Here is a 24,564-nt window from a genome sequence, read left to right on the forward strand (position 1 = left end):
GGGGCCTCGTGCGGCGATGGCGATCAGGGCTTGCGGGCGATCAGCGAGATCACCTCGAAATGCGGCGGCCGCTTCTCGCGGGTCACCGTCTCGGCGTTGAGCAGCTCCAGGCCGGCGCGCGCGACGAAGCGGCGCAGGTCCTTCTCGCCGAAGCCGAGGTTGGTGTGGCCGTAGGCCTGGACCACGTTCTGGTGCTCGTGCCGGGCCAGGCTCGACAGCAGCAGGCGTCCGCCCGGGCGCAGCACGCGCGCGGCATCCGCCACCGCCTGCGCCGGCTTGTCGGCATAGGTCAGCGCATGCATCAGCACCACCAGGTCGAATTCGCCCTCGGCGAAGGGCAGGGCGTGCATGTCGCCCTCGAGCACCTCGACGTTGCGGAAGCGGCGCAGGCGTTCGGCCGCGGCCGCGACCACGCGCTTGCTGCTGTCCACGCAGACGTAGCGGTGCGCGTGCGGCGCCAGCAGTTCAGCCAGCACGCCGTCGCCGGAGGCGATGTCGAGCACGTCCCCGGTTTCCAGCAGCGGCAGCGCGCTGCGCGCCATCGCCTCCCAGGTGCGGCCGGGCGAGTAGTGGCGCTCCATGTCGCCAGCCACCGAATCGGCCCAGTTCTGATCGGCCGCGCGCATCGCCAGCACGCTGGCCACGCGTTCGGCATCCTGGCGCAGCAGCGGATCGTCGGTGCCGGTGGACAGGGCCTGCCACAGCGCCCGCTGGGGCGGCTCCAGCGCCTCGTCGTCGAACCGGTAGTAGGCCGACACGCCCGCGCGGCGGTCGCGCACCAGACCGGCCTCCTTGAGCTTGGCCAAGTGGGTGGACACACGCGGCTGGGCTAGCCGCGTGATCGCGGAGAGCTCGGCGACGGTCAGTTCCTCGCCCTCCAGCAGCGCCAGCAGGCGCACGCGGGTGGGGTCTGCCAGCACCTTCAGCCGCGCCGACCAGGCGTCGAGGTCCATTAATATCTCCATATCGCGATATAGAGATATTCTCACGGCAGCGCTGTCGTGCGTCAAGCCGGAGGGGTTATGCCGTTTGTCGCAGGCCGGGTGAAGAAAAGCACATAGGGTTCGTTGGTGGCCCCGGCTACAATTACGTTTCTCCGGAAACAAAAGAGGGCGCCGTGGATTTCGGGTTCAACGAAGAACAGCTGATGATCCAGGATGTGGCCCGCCGGATCGCGCAGGAAAAGATCGCGCCCAGCGCGGAGCACCACGACCGCACCGGCGAATTCCCGCTGGACAACATCCGCACCCTCGGCGAGAACGGGCTGATGGGCATCGAGGTGCCGGCCGAATACGGCGGCGCCGGCATGGACCCGGTCTCCTACGTGCTGGCCATGGTCGAGATCGCCGCTGGCGATGCCGCGCACTCGACCATCATGTCGGTCAACAACTCGCTGTTCTGCAATGGCATCCTCATCCACGGCAGCGAGGCGCAGAAGCAGAAGTACGTGCGCGCGATCGCCGAAGGGGCCGAGATCGGCGCCTTCGCGCTGACCGAGCCGCAGTCGGGCTCCGACGCCACCGCCATGCGCTGCCGCGCGGTGAGGCAGGACGACGGCACCTACCTCGTCAACGGCAAGAAGAGCTGGATCACCTCCGGCCCGGTCGCCAAGTACATCGTGCTGTTCGCCATGACCGATCCCGCGCAGGGCGCGCGCGGCATCACCGCATTCCTGGTCGACGCGGACCGCGAAGGCTTCGGCCGCGGCAAGACCGAGCCCAAGCTCGGCATCCGCGCCTCGGCCACCTGCGAGATCGAGTTCAACGATTACGTGGTCCAGCCCGACGAGGTACTGGGCAAGGAAGGCCAGGGCTTCAAGATCGCCATGGGCGTGCTCGACGCCGGCCGCATCGGCATCGCCTCGCAGGCGATCGGCATCGCCCGCGCCGCCTATGAGGCCACGATCGAGTACGTGAAGGAGCGCAAGGCGTTCGGCGCGGCCATCGGCACCTTCCAGATGACCCAGGCCAAGATCGCCGACATGAAGTGCAAGCTCGACGCGTCGCTGCTGCTGACGCTGCGCGCGGCCTGGCTCAAGGGCCAGGGAAAGAAGTTCTCGGCCGAGGCCGCGATCGCCAAGCTCACCGCCTCCGAGGCGGCGATGTGGATCGCGCACCAGGCGGTGCAGATCCACGGCGGCATGGGCTACTCGAAGGAAATGCCGATCGAGCGCTATTTCCGCGACGCCAAGATCACCGAGATCTACGAAGGCACCAGCGAGATCCAGCGGCTGGTGATCGCGCGCAGCGAGACCGGCCTGCGCTGAGCACGATCATGGCCATTCCCGAACCAGACCCTGGCGCCGTGGTACGCGGCGCAGCAGCCCCCGACAGTTTTCGCGGCGCGCCCCCCAGCGGGCGCGCCACCCACCCCGGCCCGCGTGAGAACGCGGGCCTTACTCCATCCGGAGCCCGTCCGTCATGACACCCGCAAAACCCGGCAAGACCCCGGCAGCCAAGCGTGCAGGCAGGCAGCCGGCATCCCGTGCAGGCGCGCAGGCGCGCGCAGCCGGCGTGCTGGAGCCGATCTTCGATGCGATCCGCAAGCGCGCGGGCGAGGCCGGCGGCGATGACGCCAGTGCCTTCGCCGCCGCGCTCTACCGCCGCATGACCGAGGACGAACTGCCCGCGCACGCATCCGAAGCCTGGGCCGCGCTGGCCCTGGATCTGCTCGAGTTCGCGCGCAAGCGCAGGCCGGGCACGGCGCTCGTGCGCCTGTTCAACCCCAGCCGCGACAGCCACGGCTGGGACTCGCCGCGCACGGTGCTGCAGGTCGTCAACGACGACATGCCCTTCCTGGTCGATTCGGTGACCATGGCGCTGGCCGAGGCTGGCGTGGGCGTGCACGTGCTGGGCCATCCGGTGATCCAGATCGCGCGCGACAAGGCCGGGCGCCTGGCCGGCGTGGGCGAGGGGCAGGCCGAATCGGTGATGCACCTGGAGATCGACCGCCAGACCGGCGAGGGCATGTCGACGATCGAGGCCACCGTCGGCCAGGTACTGGACGACGTGCGTGCCATCGTCCGGGACTGGGCGGTGATGCGCGAGCGGATGCAGGAGGTGGCCGCCGACCTGGGCAGCCGGCGCCTGCCGGTGGGCGACGCCGCGCGCAACGAGGCGCAGGAGTTCCTGCGCTGGGCCGCGAACGACCACTTCACCTTCTTCGGATATCGCGAGTACGAACTGCGGCGCAAGGGCGGCCAGGAGCTGCTGGTGCCGGTCGAAGACAGTGGCTTGGGCCTGCTGCGCGGCGGTGGCGACGGCAAGGGCCGCCCGCTCAAGTCGCTGGCCGCGCACAACATCAGCACCGGCGGGCAGGGCGAGGTGCTGGTGCTGACCAAGACCAATGCACGCTCGACCGTGCACCGTCCCGGCTACATGGACTACATCGGCGTGCTCGGCTTCGATGCCGATGGCCGCGCCGTGTCCGAGCAGCGCTTCCTCGGCCTGTACACCTCGGCCGCGTACAACCGCCGTCCCTGGGACATCCCGCTGGTGCGCGAGCGCTACGAGTACGTGATGAGCCGCTCCGGCCTCGAGCCCAACGGGCACAGCGGCAAGGCGCTCAAGCACATCCTCGAGACGCTGCCGCGCGACGAGCTGTTCCAGTCCTCCGAGGATGAACTCTACCGCCTGGCCACCGGCGTACTCGGCCTGCAGGAGCGCGTGCGCAGCCGCCTGTTCCTGCGCCGCGACCGCTATGGCCGCTTCCATTCGGTGCTGGTGTACATCCCCCGCGACCGCTTCAGCACCGAGGTGCGCAGGCGCGTGGAGGCGATGCTGCGGCGCGTGCTGCACGCAGACCACGTCGATGCCAACGTGGCGATCGGTGAATCGCCGCTGGCGCAGGTGCACCTGATCGTGCGGCCGCGCAGCGGCGAGCAGGTCCAGGTCGACCAGGCCCAGCTCGAGCGCGAGCTGGCGGCGATCGTGCGCAACTGGCAGGAGGACCTGCGCGATGCGCTGGTCGCGCGCCAGGGCGAGGAGCGCGGCCTGGCACTGGCCAATCGCTACGGCCGCGCACTGCCGGCGGGCTATATCGAAAGCGCCACGCCGGAGATCGCCGCCGACGACGTCGAGCGCCTGGCGGCGCTCGGGGAAGACAGCGCCCTCGAGCTGTCGCTGCAGCATCTGCCGTCCCCGCCCGATGGCGAAACCGCGCTGCGCTTCAAGCTGTACCGCAGCGGCGGCGACATCGCCCTGTCGGACGCCTTGCCGTTGATGGAGAACCTCGGCCTGCGCGTGGTCACCGAGCATCCCTATCGTCTCGAGTGCGACGGCGCGCCGCTGTACATCCAGGACTTCGAGGTGGAAACCGCGGCAGCCGGGCTCGACGTCGGCCAGGTTGGCAGCGATTTCACCGAGGCCTTCGCGCGCACCTGGAGCGGCGATGCGGAGAACGACGGCCTCAACCGGCTGGTGCTCGGCGCATCGCTGACCTGGCGCCAGGTCGCGCTGCTGCGCGGCTACGCCAAGTACCTGCTGCAGGTGGGTGTGCCGTTCTCGCAGAGCTATGTCGAGGACACCTTTGTCCGCTATCCGCTGATTGCGCGGATGCTGGTCGAGCTGTTCGAGGCACGCTTCGACCCCGGCACCGGAAGTGCGGATGCCGCTGCCGGTGCCGAACGCCTGGCCGCGCAGCTGCGCGCACTGGTCGGCGGCGACGACGCGATCCGCGCCGTGCTGCAGCCGGTGGTCGATGCACGTGCCCTCGATCGCGACGCCCGCGCCGAAGCGGTGCGCCGCGCGCTCAGGGCGCTGCTGGACAACGTGTCCAGCCTTGACGAGGACCGCATCCTGCGCAGCTTCATGGGCGTGATCGACGCCACCCTGCGCACCAGCTACTTCCAGCGCGCCGGCGACGGCAGCTGCATGGAAACCATCGCCTTCAAGTTCGATCCGGCCAACGTGCCGGAGCTGCCCAAGCCCAAGCCCTACCGCGAGATCTTCGTGTACGGCCCGCGCATCGAAGGCACGCACCTGCGCTTCGGCCCGGTCGCGCGCGGCGGCCTGCGCTGGTCCGACCGGCGCGAGGACTTCCGCACCGAGGTGCTGGGCCTGGTCAAGGCGCAGATGGTGAAGAACACGGTGATCGTGCCGGTCGGCTCCAAGGGCGGCTTCATCGTCAAGCGCCCGCCGGTGGGCGGCGACCGCGATGCGCTGTTCGCCGAGGGCGTCGCCTGCTACCGGCTGTTCATCAGCGGCATGCTCGACATCACCGACAACATCGTCGAAGGCGAGATCGTGCCGCCGCGCGACGTGGTGCGCCACGACCAGGACGACCCGTACCTGGTGGTCGCCGCCGACAAGGGCACGGCCACCTTCTCCGATACCGCCAACGGCATCGCCCGCGACTACGGCTTCTGGCTGGACGATGCCTTCGCCTCGGGCGGCTCGGTGGGCTACGACCACAAGGGCATGGGCATCACCGCGCGCGGCGCCTGGGAGTCGGTCAAGCGCCACTTCCGCGCGCTGGGGCACGACTCGCAGTCGCAGGACTTCAGCTGCGTGGGCATCGGCGACATGTCCGGCGACGTGTTCGGCAACGGCATGCTGCTCTCGAAGCACATCCGCCTGGTGGCCGCGTTCGACCACCGCCACGTGTTCATCGACCCGGACCCGGACTCGGCGCGTTCCTGGGAGGAGCGCGCGCGCCTGTTCAAGGTGCCGCGTTCGAGCTGGGCGGACTATGACGCCAAGCTGATCTCCAAGGGCGGCGGCGTGTATCCGCGCACGCTCAAGTCGATCGAGATCTCGGCGCAGGCGCGCGAGGCGCTGGGCCTGCCCGAGGGCACGACCTCGATGGCGCCCAACGCACTGCTGTCGGCGGTGCTCAGGGCGCCGGTCGATTTGCTGTGGAACGGCGGCATCGGCACCTATGTCAAGGGCAGCGTCGAGCAGCACGCCGACGTCGGCGATCGCGCCAACAACGCGATCCGCGTCGATGGCCGCGACCTGCGCTGCCGCGTGATCGGCGAGGGCGGCAACCTGGGCATGACCCAGCTCGGCCGCATCGAGGCCGCGCGCAACGGCGCGCTGCTCAACACCGACTTCATCGACAACTCGGCCGGCGTCGACACCTCCGACCACGAGGTCAACATCAAGATCCTGCTCAACGCCCAGGTGCGTGACGGCAAGCTCAAGATGGACGCGCGCAACAAGCTGCTGGCCTCGATGACCGACGAGGTCGCGCAGCTGGTGTTGTGGGACAACTACCGCCAGAACCAGGCGATCAGCCTGATGGAGCGGATGAGCGTGTCGCGGCTGGGCTCCAAGCAGCACTTCATCCGCACGCTCGAGCAGCAGGGCCTGCTCGACCGGCAGATCGAGTACCTGCCCTCCGACGCGGAGATCGCAGATCGCAAGAGCCGCGGCGAAGGACTGACCCGGCCGGAACTGGCGGTGCTGCTGTCGTACTCCAAACTGGTCGCCTTCGACGAACTGCTGCGCTCGGACGTGCCCGAGGACCCGTACCTGTCCAAGGAGCTGCAGCGCTACTTCCCGCAGCCGCTGCAGAAGAAGTACGCCGGGGCGATGGAGGAGCATCGGCTCAAGCGCGAGATCATCGCCACCGCGGTCACCAACACGATGATCAACCGCATGGGCGCGACCTTCCTGCTGCGCATGCAGGAAGACAGCGGCCGCAGCTATGGCGAGGTCGCCAAGGCCTTCACCATCACCCGCGAAACCTTTGAGGCGCGCCCGCTGTGGATCGCCATCGATGCGCTTGACGGCAAGGTCGCCGAGGCAGTGCAGATCGACGCCCTGCTGGTGATCTGGAACCTGCAGCGTTCGTTCACCCGCTGGCTGCTCTCCCGCGCCGGCGCCATCCCGGACATCACCACCGCCGTCGATCGATACCACAACGGCTTCCGCGACATCCGTGCGGGCGAAAGCATCCTGCCCGACTCGATGCGTCCCGAGTACGAGGCCAGCCTGGCCGACTGGCTCGGCAAGGGCGTGCCGGCTGACCTGGCCGGGCAACTCGCCGCGCTGCCGTACCTGGAGCCCTGCGCCGACATCATCGAGCTGGCAACCGAGCGCAAGCGCAAGCCCATGGACGTGGCCAAGCTGCACTTCCGTGTCGGCGAGGCGCTGCGCGTGCCGTGGCTGACCCGTCAGATCGACGCGCTGGAAGTGGACGGCCGCTGGCATGCCGTCGCACGCGGCGCGTTGCGCGAGGAACTGGCCGCGCAACAGCGCATCATCGTCGGCCAGGTGCTCGAGTGCCCGGGCAACAACGCCGAGGCCAAGGTGCGCAACTGGCTGGAGCGCGACGACCCGGCGCTGCGCTTCACCCTGGCGATGCTGGCGGAACTTGCGGCGCACAAGACGGTGGACTACCCGACCGTCTCGGTCGCCGTCCAGCGCCTGTCGCAGCTGGCCCAGCGCGGCTGACCAAAGCCGGCCGCGGCCAATGCCGCGGCCGGATGCGGGAATGCCGCGCGCGGCCGTCCCAGCGACATCGCTCCCTCCGCGCTATCCTGCACGGTCACACGCGCAGGAGCCGCCGATGAGCACGACGCCCCGCATCGCCTTTCTCGCCAGCCAGACCGACGACGCACGCGCCGCGCTGGACACGCTGGTCGAGCGGCACGGCCAGTGCGAGCCGGACGACGCCGACGTGCTGTGCGCACTGGGCGGCGACGGCTTCATGCTGCAGACCCTGCACCGCCACGGCAGCCTCGGCAAGCCGGTGTTCGGCATGAAGCTGGGCACCGTCGGCTTCCTGATGAACCAGTACCGCATCGACGACCTGCTCGAGCGCATCGCCGCCGCCGAACCGGCCGTGCTGCATCCGCTGGAGATGATCGCCCAGACCGAATCGGGCGCCACCGTCGGTTCGCTTGCCTACAACGAGGTCTCGTTGCTGCGCCAGACCCGCCAGGCCGCGCACCTGTCGATCGAACTCAACGGCAAGCTGCGTCTGGACGAACTGATCGCCGACGGCGTGATGGTGGCCACCGCGGCCGGCAGCACCGCCTACAACTATTCCGCGCACGGCCCGATCCTGCCGCTGGGTGCCAACGTGATCGCGCTCACCCCGATTGCCGCCTTCCGTCCCCGTCGCTGGCGCGGTGCACTGCTCAGGTCCGACACCGAAGCGCGCTTCCGCGTGCTCGATCCCTACAAGCGCCCGGTCAGCGCCACCGCCGACTCGCACGAAGTCCGCGACGTGGTCGAAGTGATGATCCGCGAATCCCGCGAACGCACCGTGCGCCTGCTGTTCGACCCTGCACACAACCTCGAAGAACGCATCCTCAGCGAGCAGTTCGAGGCCTGAACCCCGCCGTTCCTGCTCACGCCAGCGGAGGAGCGCGGCCGCCCCATCTCACCCCCCGCGACGCCCCCGCGCCATACTCCCCCCATGCCAGCAACAGAACCCGTCGCCGTCCTCACCATCGCGATCTCCTCGCGCGCGCTGTTCGACCTCGAGGACAGCCACGACCTGTTCGAACGCGAAGGCATCGACCGCTACGCCGAATACCAGCGCAGCCGCGAGGACGAGATCCTCGAACCCGGAATGGCCTTCCCGCTGGTGCGCAAGCTGCTCGCGCTCAACGTCGATGCACCGGCCGACGCCCCGCGCGTCGAGGTGATCCTGCTCTCGCGCAACTCCGCCGACACCGGCCTGCGCGTGTTCAACTCCATCCAGCACCACAAGCTCGACATTGCGCGTGCCACCTTTACCTCCGGCGAGCCCACCTGGACCTACATCCGTCCCTTCGGCGCGCAGCTGTTTCTCTCGGCCAATCCCGAGTCGGTGCGCCTGGCCCTGGCCAACGGCGTCGCCGCCGCCACCATCCTCCCCGAGCGCGACCGCCCTGGCACCCTGCCCAAGGAACAGATCCGCATCGCCTTCGACGGCGACGCGGTGATCTTCGGCGACGAAGGCGAGCGTGTCTCGCGCGAGGGCGGCATCGCCGCCTTCCACCTCCACGAGATCGAGCGCGCCCGCGAACCCCTGTCCGGCGGCCCCTTCCGCGCCTTCCTCTCCGCGCTGCACGACCTGCAGGCCGCGTATCCCGCCGGCCAGGCGGCACCGATCCGCACCGCCCTGGTCACCGCCCGCTCGGCGCCCGCACACGAACGCGTGATCCGCACCCTGCGCGAATGGGGCGTGCGCCTGGACGAAGCGCTGTTCCTCGGCGGCCGCGCCAAGGGCCCGTTCCTGGAAGCCTTCGGCGCCGACATCTTCTTCGACGACTCGCGACACAACATCGACAGCGCCAGGCAGCACGTGCTGGCAGGGCATGTGCCGCATGGAGTGTCGAACGCGTAGGTCGGGTCGGCACGAAGCCTGTCTTCCCACCTTTATCGGGAGTTCTCCATGAACAAGCGAATCCGCGTCGGCATCATCGGACTCAATCCCGGCATCCACTGGGCCGCGATGGCGCACATGCCCGCATTGGCGGCGCTTGCGCACGACTACGAAGTGGTCGGCGTTGCCAACACCAGCCTTGCCAGCGCCCAACGTGCCGCAGAGGCGTTCGGCCTGCGCCATGCCTTCGAGAACGCGCAGGCGCTGGTGGCGTCGCCGGAGGTGGACCTGGTCGTCATCACCGTCAAGGTGCCGCATCACCATGCACTGGTGACCGCAGCATTGAACGCGGGCAAGCATGTCTATTGCGAATGGCCGCTCGGCAACGGCCTTGCGGAGGCGCGCGAACTGGCCGAGCTTGCGCAGGCCCGCGGCGTGGTCGCCGCGGTCGGCACGCAGATGCGCGTCGCGCCCGAGGTCGAGCATCTGCGACAGCTCATCGCCGATGGCTATGTCGGCCAGGTGCTGTCGACGACGCTGATCGGCAACGGTGGCCAGTGGACCGGGCAGACCGATGCCGCCCACGCCTATCTCGAGGATGTCCGCAACGGGGCCACCCTGCTCAGCATTCCGCTGGGGCATACACTCGCAGGCGTCCGCGACGTCCTCGGCGGCTTCGCGAGCATCTCCGCGCAGCTGATCGTCCGTCGCACGAGCACGCATGTCACGGATAGCGACGAGACCATCGCCAGGACCACGCCCGACCAGGTGCTCGTGCAGGGCACCCTCGAGAGTGGCGCGGCGTATTCGATCCATTACCGCGGTGGCGTCTCGCGCGGCATCAACCTGCTATGGGAGATCAATGGCACCGAAGGCGACATCCAGGTGACCGCGGCCAGCGGCCACGCCCAGCTGACGCAGCTCTCGGTGCGCGGCGCACGCGGCGGTGCCACCGAGCTGGTGCCACTGATGCCGCCCGCCAGCGCCTACGAGGGTTGGCCGGAGGACGTGATGGCCCGCAACGTGGCCCGCATCTATGCGCTGGTGGCCGCCGACATCCGCACGGGCACGCGATCCGCACCCGATTTCAACGACGCGGTCGCGCTGCACGAAACCCTTGATGCGATCGAACGCAGTGCCGCCTCGCACACGCCAGGCGCAGTCTCTCCGGAGTTGTCCCGATGAATACCCAAGCCATGCCGCGCTTGTCGATCCTCGAACTTGGCCGCGTGCGCGAAGGCGGCGACCGCCGCACCGCGCTCGACGAGGCGCGCGAACTCGCCCGCCAGGCCGAGGACTGGGGCTACCAGCGCTTCTGGATCGCCGAACACCACAACATGCCGGCGGTCACCACCGCGGCGACCTCGCTGGTGATCGCCCACGTCGCCGCCGGCACGCGCAAGATTCGCGTCGGCGCGGGCGGGGTGATGCTGCCCAACCACGCGCCCTACATCATCGCCGAGCAGTTCGGCACGCTGGCGACGCTGTTCCCCGGCCGCATCGACCTCGGCCTCGGCCGCGCGCCGGGCACCGACCAGTTGACACTGCGCGCGCTGCGCCGCCCGCCGGGCAATTCCGACAACTTCCCGCAGGACGTGCAGGAACTCCAGGCCTGGCTGGCGCCGGTGCAGCCGGGCCAGCGCATCGAGGCGGTGCCCGGCTCGGGCACCGAAGTGCCGCTGTGGATCCTCGGTTCCAGCCTGTTCGGCGCCCAGCTCGCGGCCGAGCTCGGCCTGCCGTTCGGCTTTGCCTCGCACTTCGCGCCGCAGGCACTGGACCAGGCGCTGGCCATCTACCGCGAGCGCTTCAAACCGTCGGCGCAGCTCGACCGGCCCTACGCGCTGGTGGGCGTGAACATCGTCGCTGCACCCACCGATTCGGAAGCGCGGCACCTGGCCACCAGCCAGCAGATGTCGTTCACCGACATCTTCCGCGGCACCCGCGGCCTCACCCAGCCGCCGATCGACGACATCGAGGCCTACTGGACCCCGCAGGAGAAAGTGCAGGCTTCGAGCATGCTGGCGCACAGCATCATCGGCAGCCCGGACACGGTGCGCGCCGGCATGCAGGCGCTGACCGAACGCACCGGCGCGGACGAACTGATGGTGGTCTCGGACGTGTTCGATTTCGAGGCAAGGCTGCGCTCGTTCCAGATGACCGCGGAGATCGCGGGAGTGCACCCGCAGTCGCTGATGTCCGCTCATGGCGGTGGTTCGTAGCGGCGCCCCACGTCAGCCGCGCCGTCGTTGTCTGCGCTGACAACCCGCTGAGATGTCGACGCTGATAGCAACGTTGCACCGCTGCTATGCATGATGGCAATCGTCCATTGCTGAGGCTGAGGCGCCGCCGCTCACGTGACATCCGTCTCGGGAATCCACACCCGATTCGGGCAATGCTGAAAAAGTCCGGTTTGTCATTCCGAACGAAGTGAGGAATCTCGAAAAATCAATAACATAGATTTCTCGCTACGCTCGAAATGGCAGTTTTTCAGCGTTGCATTAAGGCCGCATCGCATCTATGACTGCGTCGGCGAAGGCGTGCGGCACCTCCTACGGTGGATTGCGACCTATGCCAGCCTCGAAGCCTGACGCGCCGGTGGCGCGGCGCACTGCCCAGGGGGACTTGCAACCCACGCCGTACGGGCGTATTCGTGCATCAGTCCCGCCCCCCACGGGCACGGGTCCCGGGAGCGAAGGCTTGGACACCGGAACCACGATCTACGTGATCGACGACGACGGCGAGGTCCGCGACGCGCTCGCGCGCCTGCTGCGCTCACTCGGCCACGACGTCCGCGCATATCCCGACGCCGACGCATTCCTGCTGGACGGCCCCCCCGCAGCCGGGGGCTGCCTTCTCCTCGATATCAATCTGCCGGGAATGAGCGGGCCGCAACTGCATGCCCGGATGCGGGCGCTGGACTTGCACCTGCCGGTGATCTACCTGACCGGCCAGGGCAGCGTGTCCGCCGGCGTGCGTGCCATGAAGGACGGCGCGCTGGATTTTCTGGAAAAGCCCGTCGACGAGGCGGTACTTGGCGCCGCGATCGACCGGGCGATCACACAGCAGCGGGACGGGTGGGCAGTCCAGCGGGAACTGGACGAGATCAACCACTGCCTCGCCACGCTCTCGCCGAGGGAGCGGGAGGTCATGGATCACGTGATCGCGGGACGGCTGAACAAGCAGGTGGCGGCTGACCTCGGCATCGCCGAGAAGACGGTCAAGGTCCATCGCGGACGCGTCATGCAGAAGATGCAGGTGCGCTCGGTCGCGCAACTGGTGCGGCGGTGCGACGCGGTCGGACACTGCGGCTGGAGCCCACCTTTGCCTGCCCCGATGGGCAGCGAAGGGGCGCCTCTAGGTCCCATTCTTGCAGGAACCCGTTGGGCCTAGGGTAGGTGCGGTATCGGTGTACCGCCGGTGCCAATCGCCGCGGCCTGGACGCGCTCGCGAGCCAAGGACCGAACCGGAGCAGGCTCCGCGCCATGCCCAGCACATCCGACAAGGGGCAACCCATGATCGTGTACGTCGTCGACGATGACGCAGCGGTGCGGGAGGCGTTCGTCAGGCTGCTGCGCTCCGCGGGACTGGATCCGAGACCTTACGGGTCGGCCGAACGTTTTCTCGCCGACGTCGTCGATGGCCCCGGCGCCTGCGTCCTGCTGGACATCACCATGCCGCGCATCACCGGCACGCAGGTGCAGGAGCTGATGAATCGGCGAAAGCTGCACGTCCCGGTCATCTCCGTCTCGGCACATGACGACGATGAGACGCGGTCCCTGGCGCGGCGCCTGGGCGCGCGGATGTTCCTGCGGAAGCCCGTCGACGACCAGGCCTTGCTCGACGCGATCGACTGGGTGACCAGTGGCGGCGGCGACGACCCCGTGCACTTCAACTAGCCGACGCGTCCGCTGGCGGACGCGGGATCCGTTGTTCACCATAGGGCCTGTCCGGGGTGGACACACGTCCATCGGCAGGGGCCATACTCGGCGAGGAAGACTGCTGACCGGTGCTGCCATGCCAGGCGTGAGCTGGATCGACTTCGTGTGGCCCATGATCAGCGCCGCGTGCCTGACGCTCGCGGCCGTCCATGTCGTCATCTGGCTGAAGCGGCGCAGCGAGATCGCCAGTCTCCTGTTCGCGCTCACGGCAATCGCGGTCGGCGCCATCGCAATCATCGAACTGCGGATGATGCACGTCGACGCGCCAGCGCAGTACATGCGCCTGGTGCGCTGGGCGCACGTTCCGGTGGCCGTCCTGGTGTTGGCAATGGTCGGTTTCGTGCTCGTCTATTTTCGTGCGGGCAGCCGCTTCCTTGCTGCGGTCACATGCGTCTCCCGACTGGCCTGTCTTGTCGTCAACTTCCTCTCCGCCGGCAACCTCAACTACCTCGAGGTCGGCAGCCTGCAGCGCCTGCCCATCGGGGATGGCACCCACATTCCCGTTCCACTCGACGTCGTCGCCAATCCCTGGATGGCACTGGGCCATCTCAACTCGATCCTCCTCGCGCTTTTCCTGCTGAGTGCGATCGTCGAGGTGTGGCAGCGGGGGTGTCCCGCGGAGCGCAGACGCGTGCTCGTCGTCTGTGGCGGCATGGTGGTGTTCACCTTGCTGGCCACGCAGTGGACCTGGGCCGTGGTCCACGGGCACGTACGTGGCCCGTTGATGTTCAGCCCGGCCTTCCTTCTGGTGGTCATGGCGATGAGCTACGAACTCGGGGGCAACCTGCTGCGTGCGTCGCAGCTGTCCCACGACCTGGTGGATGCGCAGCGACACCTGCGTGAGAGCGAGCGCCGGATAGACCTGGCCGTGCGCTCGGCCGGCGTCGGACTCTGGAGCTGGGATATCGCCCGCGGCACATCCTGGTTCTCGGACCACGCGCATCGCTTGCTGGGCTTTGCGGAGGACGCTCCACTGGACATGCAGCGGTTCGTGCAGGGCGTCGACGCCGAGGATCGCCCGGGCCTGGTGTGCAGTCTGGAAGCCAGGGGCGGGGACGACGAGATCCGATACGAATTCCGCTTCCATCCACCTGTAGGCCGGATGTGCTGGATCGCGTTGCGCGGACAGGCGGACTTCGAATCTGGAACTGCCGTCCGCGTGAACGGTGTGCTGGCCGACGTGAGCGAACGCAAAGAAGCCGAGGAACACTTTCGTCTCGTGGTCGAGGCGGCGCCGATGGCACTGCTGGTGGTGGATATGGCCGACGCCATCACCCTGGCCAACCAGCAGGCCGAATCGATGTTCGGCTATACGCGCGACGAGCTACTGGGCAAGTGCATCGACCTGCTGGTGCCGGCAAGCGTGCGGCGGACGCCAGAGGCCAACATGCCCGATTTCATGCCGATGCCGTTGGTTGTGGGAGAAGGCCGCGGCATGTTCGGGATCAGGAAGGACGGGACCGAGATTCCGATCGACGTTGCCAGGACCCCGATGTCCACGGCGTCCGGGCGATCCGCGCTGCTCTCGGTGATCGACCTGAGTGAGCGGATGCGGATGGAACGCGAGTCGGCTTTGCAGCGCGACGAGCTGGCGCACCTGGCGCGCGTGGTCCTGCTCGCCGAGTTGTCCGGATCGCTGGCCCACGAACTGAACCAGCCACTGACCGCGATCCTCGCGAACGCGCAGGCCGCGATCCGCTATCTGGACCACGTGCCCCCCAACCTCGATGAAGTGCGGGAGGGGCTGGCCAACATTGTCGAGAGCGACAAGCGCGCTGGCGACGTGATCCGCCGCCTCCGCGCGCTCCTGCGCAAGGAGAGCTCGGACTTCCGCCAGCTGGATATGAATGGTGTGGTTGTCGATGTAGTCCGGATCCTCCAGAGCGACCTGCTGGGGCGAGGCGTCATGGTGCGACTGGACCTCGCGAAGATGCTGCCCCAGGTCTGCGGCGACAAGGTCCAGCTCCAGCAGGTGCTGATCAACCTCGTCGTCAACGCTTGCGATGCGATGCGCGATGTGCGGCGTCCGCGAAGGCTCGTGGTCAGCACCGTCCTGTCCGACGACGGTCGCGTGGAAACCTCCGTTCGCGACATCGGTGGTGGCATTCCAGAAGATGACCTCGATCGCATCTTCACGCCGTTTGTCAGCACAAAGGAGGACGGGCTGGGGCTCGGCCTCGCTGTGTGCCGGACGATTCTCTCAGCCCACGCCGGCTTCATCTGGGCGACCAACAACGCCGGATCGGGGACCACGGTGACATTCAGCCTCCCGCTGCACGGCACCGCGGATTCGCCACGCTGAAGGGCCGGGAGGCGTCGCCCATGATCAGTCTCCTGCCCAGCCAATGCGACCAAGGGCCAATTGAAGCGATGGTGCCTTGCTGGTGCCATGACACCGCGTGCTGCGGGAACCAGGATGCGGGATGGTGCAGGGGCATCGGGACATCCGGCCGCCAACGCAAGGAGCGCCATGGAGACGATCAGCAACCTTTGGTTCGTCCTTGCCGGCGTCCTGGCGATGGCCGGAACGCAGCACATGTTGGTCTTCGTTCGCTGCACGGGTATGCGCCACCACCTTTGGCTCGGGACCATCGCCTTGGCCGTGGCAGGTGCGGCCCTGGCTCCCGCGGCGCTCGGCTTGCCTGCCACTGTTGCGTTGCCGTGCATCATCGTTGCGGTGATGCTTAGCGCAGCCGGCCAGTTGGCAGGCATCGTGGCGAGGGGTCAGCAGGCGGATCAACGGCAGCGACAGGCGTTGGCGCATGCGGCCCGGCTGTCGATCGTCGGCCAGCTCACCGCGTCCATCGCACACCAGATCAATCAGCCGTTGGGTTCGATCTTCGGCAATGCGGATGCCGCCGAAATCATGCTGGAAGGAGCGCGGCCGCCGATGGACGAAATCCGCAGGATCGTGTCCGATATCCGGCGCGATGTCCTGCGTGCGAGCGGCGTGGTCCGGCACGTGCGCAGCCTGGTGCGAAACCAGGACATGGCATCGGCACAGGTCGACGCCAATGCGCTCGCCCGCGACGTGGTCGCGCTGCTCGAGCCGGATGCAAGTCGCAGGCGGATAGCAGTCGCCGTCGAACTGGCTGCGACCAGCTCGCAGGTCTGCGGCAACCGGGCACTGTTGGAGCAGGCCCTGATCAACCTGCTCTCGAACGCCATGGATGCCACCGAGACCGCGGACCTCGGCGAGCAACCGCATTCCCCGAGACGCCCGATCCAGGTGGTTGTCGCGCCGACGGCACGTGGCGAAGTGCAGATCACCGTCGTGGATCCCGGCCATGGCATCCCGGTGGGGCAGCTCGAGCATCTTTTCACCTCGTGTCATACATCCAAGCCGCATGGCATGGGCCTCGGACTGTCAATCGCTCGGTCGATCGCCGAGGCGCATGGAGGCCGCATCCGTGCGGAGAACGATCCATTCGCCGGCGCACGCGTCTCCATCACATTGCCGACCTGGCGTGGCGCGAGTGTGCCTTCGTCCCACGACGGCGGCCTCGCGCGCACGGCGACCTGCGGCACGCTGCGAAGTGTCGAAGGTGATCCCTGGGGTGGTGCATGCCCACCAACTCACCCCGTCACGGCACGTCCCCGCCAAATCCATGCTGGAAGAGGTGCTACATGGCAATGAGCGATGCGGTCATCCATGTCGTCGACGACGACGCTCCGATGCGCGAAGCTCTTGGTCGCCTGCTGGGTGCGCTGGGCTTCGAAGTTCGGGTCTATGGCTCGGTGGGCGCGTTCCTGCTCACGTGGACCGACGACCGCCCGGGCTGCCTGCTGCTCGACGTTGACATGCCCGGACCAAGTGGACTCGATCTCCAACTCGCGCTCGCGGGCCGTCCGGGCTCTCCGCCCGTGGTGTTCCTGACAGGTATCGGCGACATTCCGATGGGCGTACTCGCCCTCAGGCGCGGCGCCGTGGATTTCCTTACCAAGCCCGTCGACCGCGAGATCTTGCTCGCCGCCGTAACGACTGCCCTCGAACGCGATGCGGCGCGGCGCGCGGAAAGGCTGGCGCGGCAGGACATCCTGCGCCGGTTCGAGACGCTTACCAGTCGTGAACAACAAGTGTTCACGCAAGTCGCCACGGGCCGTCTCAACAAGCAGATCGCGGCGTCGCTCGGTACTTGCGAACGCACGGTCAAAGCGCACCGGGCGAAGGTCATGGAGAAGATGGACGTACATTCGGTAGCCGAGCTGGTACACCGCGCCGTATACCTGCAACAGAACCCCGCGAGGACTCTCCCCCTCATGGCGGTGGCTACATCTACGGCCTGACCGGACGGCACTGCCTGGATCGGCCGTGGGGTACCCGTTGCCCGAAAGGGCAAGCCTCCTTCCCCGAAAGCCAATGTCGGACGCTTCTGCTTCCCACCAGAATGCCGTAGCAGGACGCCAGATGGCAGCTCCGGCACCAAGCGCGCACCGCCCCGGCTGTTGCAACGTACGTCGATCCGGTTGCCGGTAACCGGGTCATCTTCCGGAAGCACCACCCCGTGGTGCCCGCCGGCCTTCAGGGAGCACGTCATGCGGAACACGATCTCTCACTTGACGAGCGTATTCACATGCTCAGTGCCATCGACTCGCCCCTGATCATCGAGGAACAGTTCCTTTCCGCCTGGCGCGGCAGTCGTGCCGTGCTCCCGCGACCGCCGTCGCAACCCCGGCGGATGTCCGATGGCTGACCCGGCTGCCCATGGACCGCAGATGGAGCCCCGGGCCGTCGCGGCGTGGGTGTTCTGCTGGCCTGGCCTCGCCATCGCCGTGCTTGCCGGCGCCATGGCGGGTTGCGTCTCCGGACCCGATTATGTCCGGCCCTCGATCGACGTACCCGACAGCTACCGCCTCGACGAAGACACCACGGTCGGCGCGGGTCCGGTCCCGACACTGGCGGAGATGCCGCCCTGGTGGCTGGGCTTCGGCGATGTCCAGCTCGACGTCCTGGTGGGCGAAGGCCTGTCGGCCAACCACGACCTGCGCGTCGCCACGGCACGCGTCGATGAATTCGCGGCGCGCGTCGCTGCGACGCGCGCGCAAGGCTTGCCGCAGGTCGGCTATGGCGTCGCCGCGGGTCGCCAGCAGGCCGGCGGCGTGACTGCCGGAAACTTCGCGACCCTGCTCTCGGCGAGTTGGGAACTCGACCTGTGGGGCCGCATCCGCCGTGAGGACGAGGCGGCGCGGGCCAACCTGCTGGCAACCGAACAGGCGAGGCTCGGAGTCGCGCTGACGGTGGTGTCGTCCATCGTGTCCGGCTACGTGACCCTACTGGACCTCGACCGTCGCCTTGAGATTGCTGAAGCGACCGTCGAAGGGCGCGCGCTTACGGTGGACGTCTTCCAGCTGCGGCTCGACGGCGGTGCGGTGTCGGACTTCGAGATGCTGCAGGTGACGGCGGAGTACGAGGCCGCGGTGGCGTCGATGCCCGGTCTGCGCCAGGCACTCGCACAGCAGGAGCACGCCCTGTCCGTCCTCGTTGGACGAAATCCCGGACCGATCGCACGCGGCGGCTCGTTGCAGTCGCTCGTCGCACCGCCGGTGCCCGCCGGGCTGCCGTCCGAGCTGATCGAACGCCGTCCGGACATCCTGCAGTCCGAGCAGCAGCTGGTCGCGGCGAACGCGCTGGTGGGCGCCGCCCGGGCGCTCTACTTTCCGAGCGTCGCACTGACGGGGTCCGGCGGCAGCGCCAGCAGCGACCTCGAGGCATTGTTCTCGGGACCCGCGCGTTCATGGTCCTTCGTCGGGCAGTTGCTGGGGCCGATCTTTGCGGGCGGCGCCATCGACGCGGCCAACCGGCAGGCGGCTGCGCGCCGCGAACAGGCGGTTGCCATCTATCGGCAGACCGTGCAGAACGCGTTTCGCGACGTCGACGATGCATTGGCCTCCATCGGTGCGGCGAGGGATCTGGTCGCCTCGCTCGAACGACGCGTGGCGGCGTTGCAGCGCGCGGTGGAGCTGTCGCGCGAGCGCTACGACAACGGCTACGCCGATTACCTGGAAGTCCTGGATACCGAGCGCAGCCTGTTTTCAGCGGAGCTGGCGCTGAGCACGGCGCGTGGAGACGGTCATCGCGCCCTCGTCGATCTGTACCGCGCGCTGGGTGGGGACTGGGTCGGCAGCGTGGTCCACTCGTCGCACCCAGACGGCCGTGGGGCGCCAGACCCCGCCGGGACTGCAGGCCGGTCCGCCGTATACGCGGCTCCTCGCTGTTGCCAATGACAGGACCGCAGATGCCCACCGAGCAACCAACCAGCACCCCCGCCGCCGATGCCGCAGGCGCGGCCCGACCCCCTGATACAGGGGCCAGCGATGCCGCTGCAAGTGCCCGGCGTGTCGGCAGGATCGTGCGGATCACGCTGGGCGTCCTGCTGGTCATGTTCGTCTATCACCTGTTCGCGGACCGCCTCACGCCCTACACCTCGCAGGCGACGATCGACACGTTCCTGGTCCAGGTCGCCCCCCAGGTCAGCGGGCCCGTCGTGGCAGTGGGCGTCCGCGACAACCAGCCCGTGAAACAGGGGCAGATGCTGTTCCAGGTCGATCCCTTGCCGTTCGAGATCGCGCTGCGCGCCGCGGAGGCCAACCTCGCCCTGGCGGAGCAGGCCGCCCGTTCCTCGGCGGCGGACGTGCGCGTGGCCGATGCGCAACTGCAGGGCCAGCGTGTCCACCTGGCGGCGAGCCAACAGCTTGGCGGCATCGTCCTGGGACTGTCGGCCAAGCGTGCGCTGTCGGAAACCTCGGCCATCCGCGCGCGGGCGGATATCGCCAGGACCCGTGCCGAAATCAGGCGAGCACAGGCCGAGGCGGAACGTGCACGCATCCGCCTGGGCGAAGCCGGAGACGGCAATCCGCAGGTACGCCAGGCGCTCGCAGCCGTCGAGCAGGCGCAGCTCGACCTGCGCCACAGCCGCGTGCTCGCGCCCGCGGACGGCACCGTCACCAACCTGCGCCTGGCGCCAGGTCAATTCGCGAGCCGTGGCCAGCCGGTCTTGAGCTTCATCGCCGACGGTCCACGCTGGCTTACCGCGGCGATGCGCGAGAACCAGCTGGGCAATATCACCTCCGGCGCGCGTGCCTATGTCGTTTTCGACGACCGGCCCGGGCGGGTCTTCCCGGCGCGGGTGGAAAGCGTGGGCTGGGGGATCGCGCAGGGCGGTGAGGCGCCGACCGGCCAACTCCCCACTGTCGACGCACCGGCCGGCTGGCTGCGCGAACCGCAGCGCTTTCCGGTGCGCGTCGTGGTCGATCCGCCCGCGAACCAAGCGGACGCGCTGCCGCCCGGGCGCAGTGGCGCGCAGGCCAATGTCGTCGTCCTGACCAGGGAGCGCTCGCTGCTCAATCTGCTGGCGCGCGCGTGGATCCGGATTGTCGCCGTGATGAGTTACCTGCAGTGAGCCCTGCTTCCAGCACAACGATCGAAAACGGTCGCGCAGATGCGCGCGTGCATGCCACCTTGCGTTTCGCCACCGGCGTGACCGGCGCGTTCGTGGCCTGCGAAGCCATGCAATGGGCACCGACGTTCCTCGCGCCGGTGCTGGCCTGCGTGTTGCTGGCCAACCTGCCCATGCGGCCGCCGTTGAAGATGGGTGTGGCGCTGGTGTTGACGATGGCGGCGGCCGCCGCGCTGTCATTCGTGCTTGCGACGCTCCTGCGCGGAATCCCCCTCGCCTTGTTCGGGCTGGTGGCCCTGATCATGTTCCTGTCCTTTCTCGCGATCGCGGCCGGCCGGCCCGCCCTGCCGTTCACGCTCCTGCTGCTGTGCCTCTCGACCATCCCCGTCGTGGTGCTGGTCGCGCCGGCGCATGGCACGCTGCTGCCGGTCGCCCTGGTCCGGGGCATGGCCCTCGCACTCCTTGCCGTCTGGGTGACCCATGCGGTGTGGACATGTCCACCGGCGCGCTCCCCGGTCGCTCCGCGCGGAGGGGGTGGCCCGATACCGGTGGCGTCGGCGCTCATGTCCGTCGTGGTCGTCATGCCGGTCATGCTGGTGTACCTGCTGTTCGGCCTGGCCGACGTCTTGCCGGTCCTGGTGACGACAGTGATCCTCGTCATCAACTTCGATGTGCGGCGCGGCCGGTTGCAGGCGTCGGCGATGATCCTCGGCAACTTTCTCGGTGGTCTGCTCGGGCTGCTGCTGCATGCGATCCTGCTGACCACCCCGAGCCTGCCGTTCCTCGCGTTGATGCTGTTCGTGGTGACCCTCGGCTTCGGGCAGCGCATCGCTGCCGGAGGCGCCGCCGCCGCGGTGGCGGTAATCACCTGCAACGCGATGCTCATCATCTTCAGCTCGGCCATCGCCTCGGGGCCGGGCTCACTGCCGGTGTGGCTGGCGCGGCTGTCCCAGTTCGCCATTGCCGGCGCGTTTGCCGTCGCGATGATGACCCTGGTCTGGCATCGCGCGTTCGGCCGTCATGCACCGGTCCCGGCCGACACGGTGGGCTGACTGCCGATCCGAGACCCACGCCTCGGCGCCAGGGACGGCTATGGCGGGATCACGTCCGGCGACGGCGGCAGCTGCGCGAGTTCGGCATCGGCCGGCGGATGCCGTACCCATTGCCAGAACAGCTGGTAGCCGACCGCCAGCACCACGGGCCCGACGAACAGGCCTATGACCCCGTTGCTGACCATGCCGCCGAGCGCACCGATCAGGACCACCGGCATCGGCACGTCCACCCCGCGGCCAAGCAGGAGTGGCTTGAGCACGTTGTCCACCAGGCCGGCCAGGAAGACATAGACAGCGAACACGATGGTGCCCACGTTGGCGCCCTCGCTGGCGAACACGTAGACGATGACCGGCAGCGTGACCAGCGTCGCAGGAATCTGCAGGATGCCCAGCAGCAGCACTGCAAGCGCGAGCAGGCCTGCCGCGGGTATGCCCATGATGGCGAAGCCGACTCCGATGAGCAGCATCTGGATGAATGCGATGCCGACCACGCCGAGCGCGACGGCGCGGATCGTGGCGGTGCACAGGACGGCGATAGGCTCGCCGCGCCCGGGCCCGAAGATGCGCGACGCGATCTCGACGGCGGCGCGGCGACAGCCGTATCCGTAGGCCATGACGATGCCGGCGACGACCACGGCGGCGAGGAACAGCACCAGGCCGAGCCCGATGTCCGCGATCCGGTCGAGCACGACCAGCGTGGCGCCCTTGAGTTGCGGCGTAAAGCGCTGGGCGAGGCTGGTCAGGTCGGTCGCGGCCTGCAGCCACAGCGCGTGCAGACGTGGGCCGACGACGGGCCAGCCAGCGACTGCATCGGCTGGGGGAGGCACGTGGAAGCGGCCGCTGCGCGCAAACGCGATGGTGTCCTGGATGGATTCCGCCATCGCCAGGCCAAGCAGGTCAATCGGGACCAGGAGCACCGCCAGGACCAACGCCACGAGCAGGATCGAACTCCGGCCATCGCCGGTGCCCAGCCTGCGCTTGAGCCAGCCGTGCGCGGGGTACAGCGTGATCGCCAGGATCACCGACCACAGCATGAGGTCGAGGAACGGCCTCAGGATCCGGAAGCAGAAGATTGCCAGGACGGCAATCAGACCCGCGCGGATCAGCACGTCCAGCAGTCCCGGCGAGACGGTCTTCTCGAAGCTGCGCATGGGCGACATCGTCATTCCAGCCGGAGGGGTGCCGGGCGCGATCCCCCAGCCACGCTAGGCCCGGCACATGCATGCGGCAAGGCGCCTTTGGTGTCGGGAGTGTTGCCCTTCGGGACAATTCAATTCCGTGGCTGCAAATGCTGGAATCGCCTGGTACCGCGGGCGTGTCCGCCCACGGCATCCACGATGGAGGAGCGAGATGACCGTCCCGAAACGGAACTGCTGCTGGCGGGTCATGGCCAGGCGCAGCCTGCTGCTTGCACTCGCCCCGCTGTCGCCCGCTTTTGCCCAGGACAGCGCGCTGCCTTCTCCCCGGCCCGATGCCTCCGCCACGTTGGAGCATGGCGTTGTGATTACGGCAGACGCGCAGGCGGTCCTCGATCGCATGCGGGCCACCTTCGATCGCATGCGCAGCTACGAAGTGACCGCACGCATCACCCGCGACGAGGTGCTGCCGTTCGGCTACAAGCTGCAGAACACAGAGACGGCGCGCATGTGGGTGGACGCGCCCAAGAGCCTGCGCGTGGAGGTTCGCGGTGATCTCAAGAATCGCACCTATGTCTACGACGGGGCGCAGCTGACGACCCATGTGCCAGACATGAACATCTACGCTGCCACCGAAGCGCCGCCCACGCTGGCGGAGCTGGTGGTCGCACTCATCGACCTCGGAGTCGAGATGCCACTCATCGACCTGTTGTACCAGGGCAACGAAGGCAGCCTCACAGACAATGTCAAGGTCGGTCTCGTCGTCGGCGACAGCGAGGTGGACGGGGTCATGACCGACCACCTGGCGTTCCGGCAACCGGCCGTCGACTGGCAATTGTGGGTCGAGAAGGGCGAGCAGGCGCTGCCGAGAAAACTGGTCATCACCACCCGCTACCAAGTCGGTGACCCGCAGTACCAGGCGCTCCTCGACTGGAATCTGGAGGGCCGCATGCCTGCCTCCACATTCCGCTTCGTGGCGCCGTCGGGTGCGGTGCAGGTGCCGTCGGTGATGCATCTGGCCGCAAGTGGAGAAGACAAATGAACGTCCAGCGACGATTGGTGGAAGCAGATCGCCAGGGTTTCCGCATCGGGCTGCTCGCCACGGCGTGCCTGCTCGCCGCGGCGGCCATGGTGATTCCCGAGGACGCCTTTGCGCGGGGTGGCAGGGCTGGCGGCGGTGGAGGGCGTGGCGGCGGCATGGCACGCAGCTCGATCAGCGGGGCCTCGATGAATCGCGGCGCGCGAATGAACGGCGGCGGGCGTGCAGGTGCCGGCAACCGCATGGCCGGTGCCGATCGGGCACCTGCGGGGGGACGCGTCAGCGGAGGCGACCGCTTCACGGGTGACCGCGCGAACTCCGGCAACCGCATCCAGGGTGGCGACCGCGTCAACGGAGGCGACCGCTTCACGGGTGATCGCGCGAATTCCGGCAACCGCATCCAGGGCGGCGACCGCGTGACCGGTGGCGACCGCATCAACAACGGAAACCGCATCAACACCGGCGACATCAATATCGATCGTGGCGACTGGAACATCGATGTCGACGGCGATTACGACGGAAGGTGGGGCAATGGAAACTACCCCGTCGGCGCCGGCCTCGTACTGGGCGCCGCTGTCGTCGGGACCGCGATGGCGATCGGTTCGATGTACGCCGCCGTGCCCGCGGGCTGCCCGATAGTGCACTCCTACGCCGTGCCGTACTACCACTGCGGCGGATACTACTACCAGCAGCAGATGCATGGCGACGACGTGGTCTACGTGGTCGTGCAACCGTAGCCAC

Annotated in this window: 18 protein-coding genes; 16 read left to right on the forward strand and 2 right to left on the reverse strand. The window is 68.2% G+C overall.

What is annotated here, in order from left to right; translation table 11 throughout:
* Window positions 1-23: 23 nt before the first annotated feature.
* The gene (locus ACW5DW_RS06270; RefSeq protein ID WP_457017897.1) at window positions 24-953 is read right to left on the reverse strand and encodes an ArsR/SmtB family transcription factor; all 930 of its coding nucleotides are present in this window, start codon (window positions 951-953) and stop codon (window positions 24-26) included.
* 164 nt (window positions 954-1,117) lie between these two features.
* Between ACW5DW_RS06270 and ACW5DW_RS06275 the strand changes: the two genes are divergently transcribed.
* The 14 genes from ACW5DW_RS06275 to ACW5DW_RS06340 all read left to right on the forward strand — a co-directional run bounded on the left by ACW5DW_RS06275 (window position 1,118) and on the right by ACW5DW_RS06340 (window position 21,648).
* On the forward strand, window positions 1,118-2,266 hold the full coding sequence (locus ACW5DW_RS06275) for an acyl-CoA dehydrogenase family protein (RefSeq protein ID WP_457017898.1): 1,149 nt from the start codon (window positions 1,118-1,120) through the stop codon (window positions 2,264-2,266).
* Window positions 2,267-2,420: 154 nt separating this feature from the next.
* The gene (locus ACW5DW_RS06280; RefSeq protein ID WP_457017899.1) at window positions 2,421-7,397 is read left to right on the forward strand and encodes an NAD-glutamate dehydrogenase; all 4,977 of its coding nucleotides are present in this window, start codon (window positions 2,421-2,423) and stop codon (window positions 7,395-7,397) included.
* 115 nt (window positions 7,398-7,512) lie between these two features.
* The gene (locus ACW5DW_RS06285; RefSeq protein ID WP_457017900.1) at window positions 7,513-8,283 is read left to right on the forward strand and encodes an NAD kinase; all 771 of its coding nucleotides are present in this window, start codon (window positions 7,513-7,515) and stop codon (window positions 8,281-8,283) included.
* A gap of 84 nt (window positions 8,284-8,367) precedes the next feature.
* Window positions 8,368-9,282 carry a 5'-nucleotidase gene (locus tag ACW5DW_RS06290; protein ID WP_457017901.1) on the forward strand — a complete coding sequence of 305 codons (915 nt, stop codon included), beginning with the start codon at window positions 8,368-8,370 and terminating at the stop codon, window positions 9,280-9,282.
* Between the two features lie 48 nt (window positions 9,283-9,330).
* Window positions 9,331-10,446: a Gfo/Idh/MocA family protein gene (locus ACW5DW_RS06295; protein WP_457017902.1), complete on the forward strand. Its 1,116-nt coding sequence runs from the start codon at window positions 9,331-9,333 to the stop codon at window positions 10,444-10,446.
* A gap of 11 nt (window positions 10,447-10,457) precedes the next feature.
* Window positions 10,458-11,480, forward strand: a complete 1,023-nt coding sequence (locus tag ACW5DW_RS06300) for an LLM class flavin-dependent oxidoreductase (protein ID WP_457018424.1) — start codon at window positions 10,458-10,460, stop codon at window positions 11,478-11,480.
* A gap of 478 nt (window positions 11,481-11,958) precedes the next feature.
* Complete coding sequence (locus tag ACW5DW_RS06305; protein WP_457017903.1) at window positions 11,959-12,651, forward strand: response regulator transcription factor; 693 nt, start codon at window positions 11,959-11,961, stop codon at window positions 12,649-12,651.
* Between the two features lie 122 nt (window positions 12,652-12,773).
* Window positions 12,774-13,157 carry a response regulator transcription factor gene (locus ACW5DW_RS06310; protein WP_457017904.1) on the forward strand — a complete coding sequence of 128 codons (384 nt, stop codon included), beginning with the start codon at window positions 12,774-12,776 and terminating at the stop codon, window positions 13,155-13,157.
* Between the two features lie 127 nt (window positions 13,158-13,284).
* The gene (locus tag ACW5DW_RS06315; protein ID WP_457017905.1) at window positions 13,285-15,501 is read left to right on the forward strand and encodes an ATP-binding protein; all 2,217 of its coding nucleotides are present in this window, start codon (window positions 13,285-13,287) and stop codon (window positions 15,499-15,501) included.
* 168 nt (window positions 15,502-15,669) lie between these two features.
* Window positions 15,670-16,836 carry a sensor histidine kinase gene (locus ACW5DW_RS06320; RefSeq protein ID WP_457017906.1) on the forward strand — a complete coding sequence of 389 codons (1,167 nt, stop codon included), beginning with the start codon at window positions 15,670-15,672 and terminating at the stop codon, window positions 16,834-16,836.
* Complete coding sequence (locus ACW5DW_RS06325; protein WP_457017907.1) at window positions 16,833-17,486, forward strand: response regulator transcription factor; 654 nt, start codon at window positions 16,833-16,835, stop codon at window positions 17,484-17,486. The genes ACW5DW_RS06320 and ACW5DW_RS06325 overlap by 4 nt, the downstream gene beginning before the upstream one ends.
* 399 nt (window positions 17,487-17,885) lie before the next feature.
* Complete coding sequence (locus ACW5DW_RS06330; protein ID WP_457017908.1) at window positions 17,886-19,424, forward strand: efflux transporter outer membrane subunit; 1,539 nt, start codon at window positions 17,886-17,888, stop codon at window positions 19,422-19,424.
* A gap of 11 nt (window positions 19,425-19,435) precedes the next feature.
* A complete protein-coding gene (locus ACW5DW_RS06335) occupies window positions 19,436-20,599 on the forward strand; it encodes an HlyD family secretion protein (RefSeq protein WP_457017909.1) in 1,164 nt (387 codons plus the stop codon).
* Window positions 20,596-21,648: a DUF2955 domain-containing protein gene (locus ACW5DW_RS06340; protein WP_457017910.1), complete on the forward strand. Its 1,053-nt coding sequence runs from the start codon at window positions 20,596-20,598 to the stop codon at window positions 21,646-21,648. The genes ACW5DW_RS06335 and ACW5DW_RS06340 overlap by 4 nt, the downstream gene beginning before the upstream one ends.
* Window positions 21,649-21,686: 38 nt before the next feature.
* On the opposite strand, the gene ACW5DW_RS06345 is transcribed toward ACW5DW_RS06340, so the two are convergent.
* Window positions 21,687-22,808: an AI-2E family transporter gene (locus ACW5DW_RS06345; protein ID WP_457017911.1), complete on the reverse strand. Its 1,122-nt coding sequence runs from the start codon at window positions 22,806-22,808 to the stop codon at window positions 21,687-21,689.
* Between the two features lie 190 nt (window positions 22,809-22,998).
* Between ACW5DW_RS06345 and ACW5DW_RS06350 the strand changes: the two genes are divergently transcribed.
* Together ACW5DW_RS06350 and ACW5DW_RS06355 are read left to right on the forward strand one after the other, a co-directional pair.
* Complete coding sequence (locus ACW5DW_RS06350) at window positions 22,999-23,826, forward strand: DUF2092 domain-containing protein (RefSeq protein ID WP_457017912.1); 828 nt, start codon at window positions 22,999-23,001, stop codon at window positions 23,824-23,826.
* Window positions 23,823-24,560 (forward strand): hypothetical protein, encoded by a 738-nt coding sequence (locus ACW5DW_RS06355; protein ID WP_457017913.1) that lies wholly within the window; start codon window positions 23,823-23,825, stop codon window positions 24,558-24,560. Before ACW5DW_RS06350 ends, ACW5DW_RS06355 begins: the two co-directional genes overlap by 4 nt.
* The last annotated feature ends 4 nt before the right edge of the window (window positions 24,561-24,564 follow it).

Source organism: Luteimonas sp. A482 (assembly GCF_054072655.1).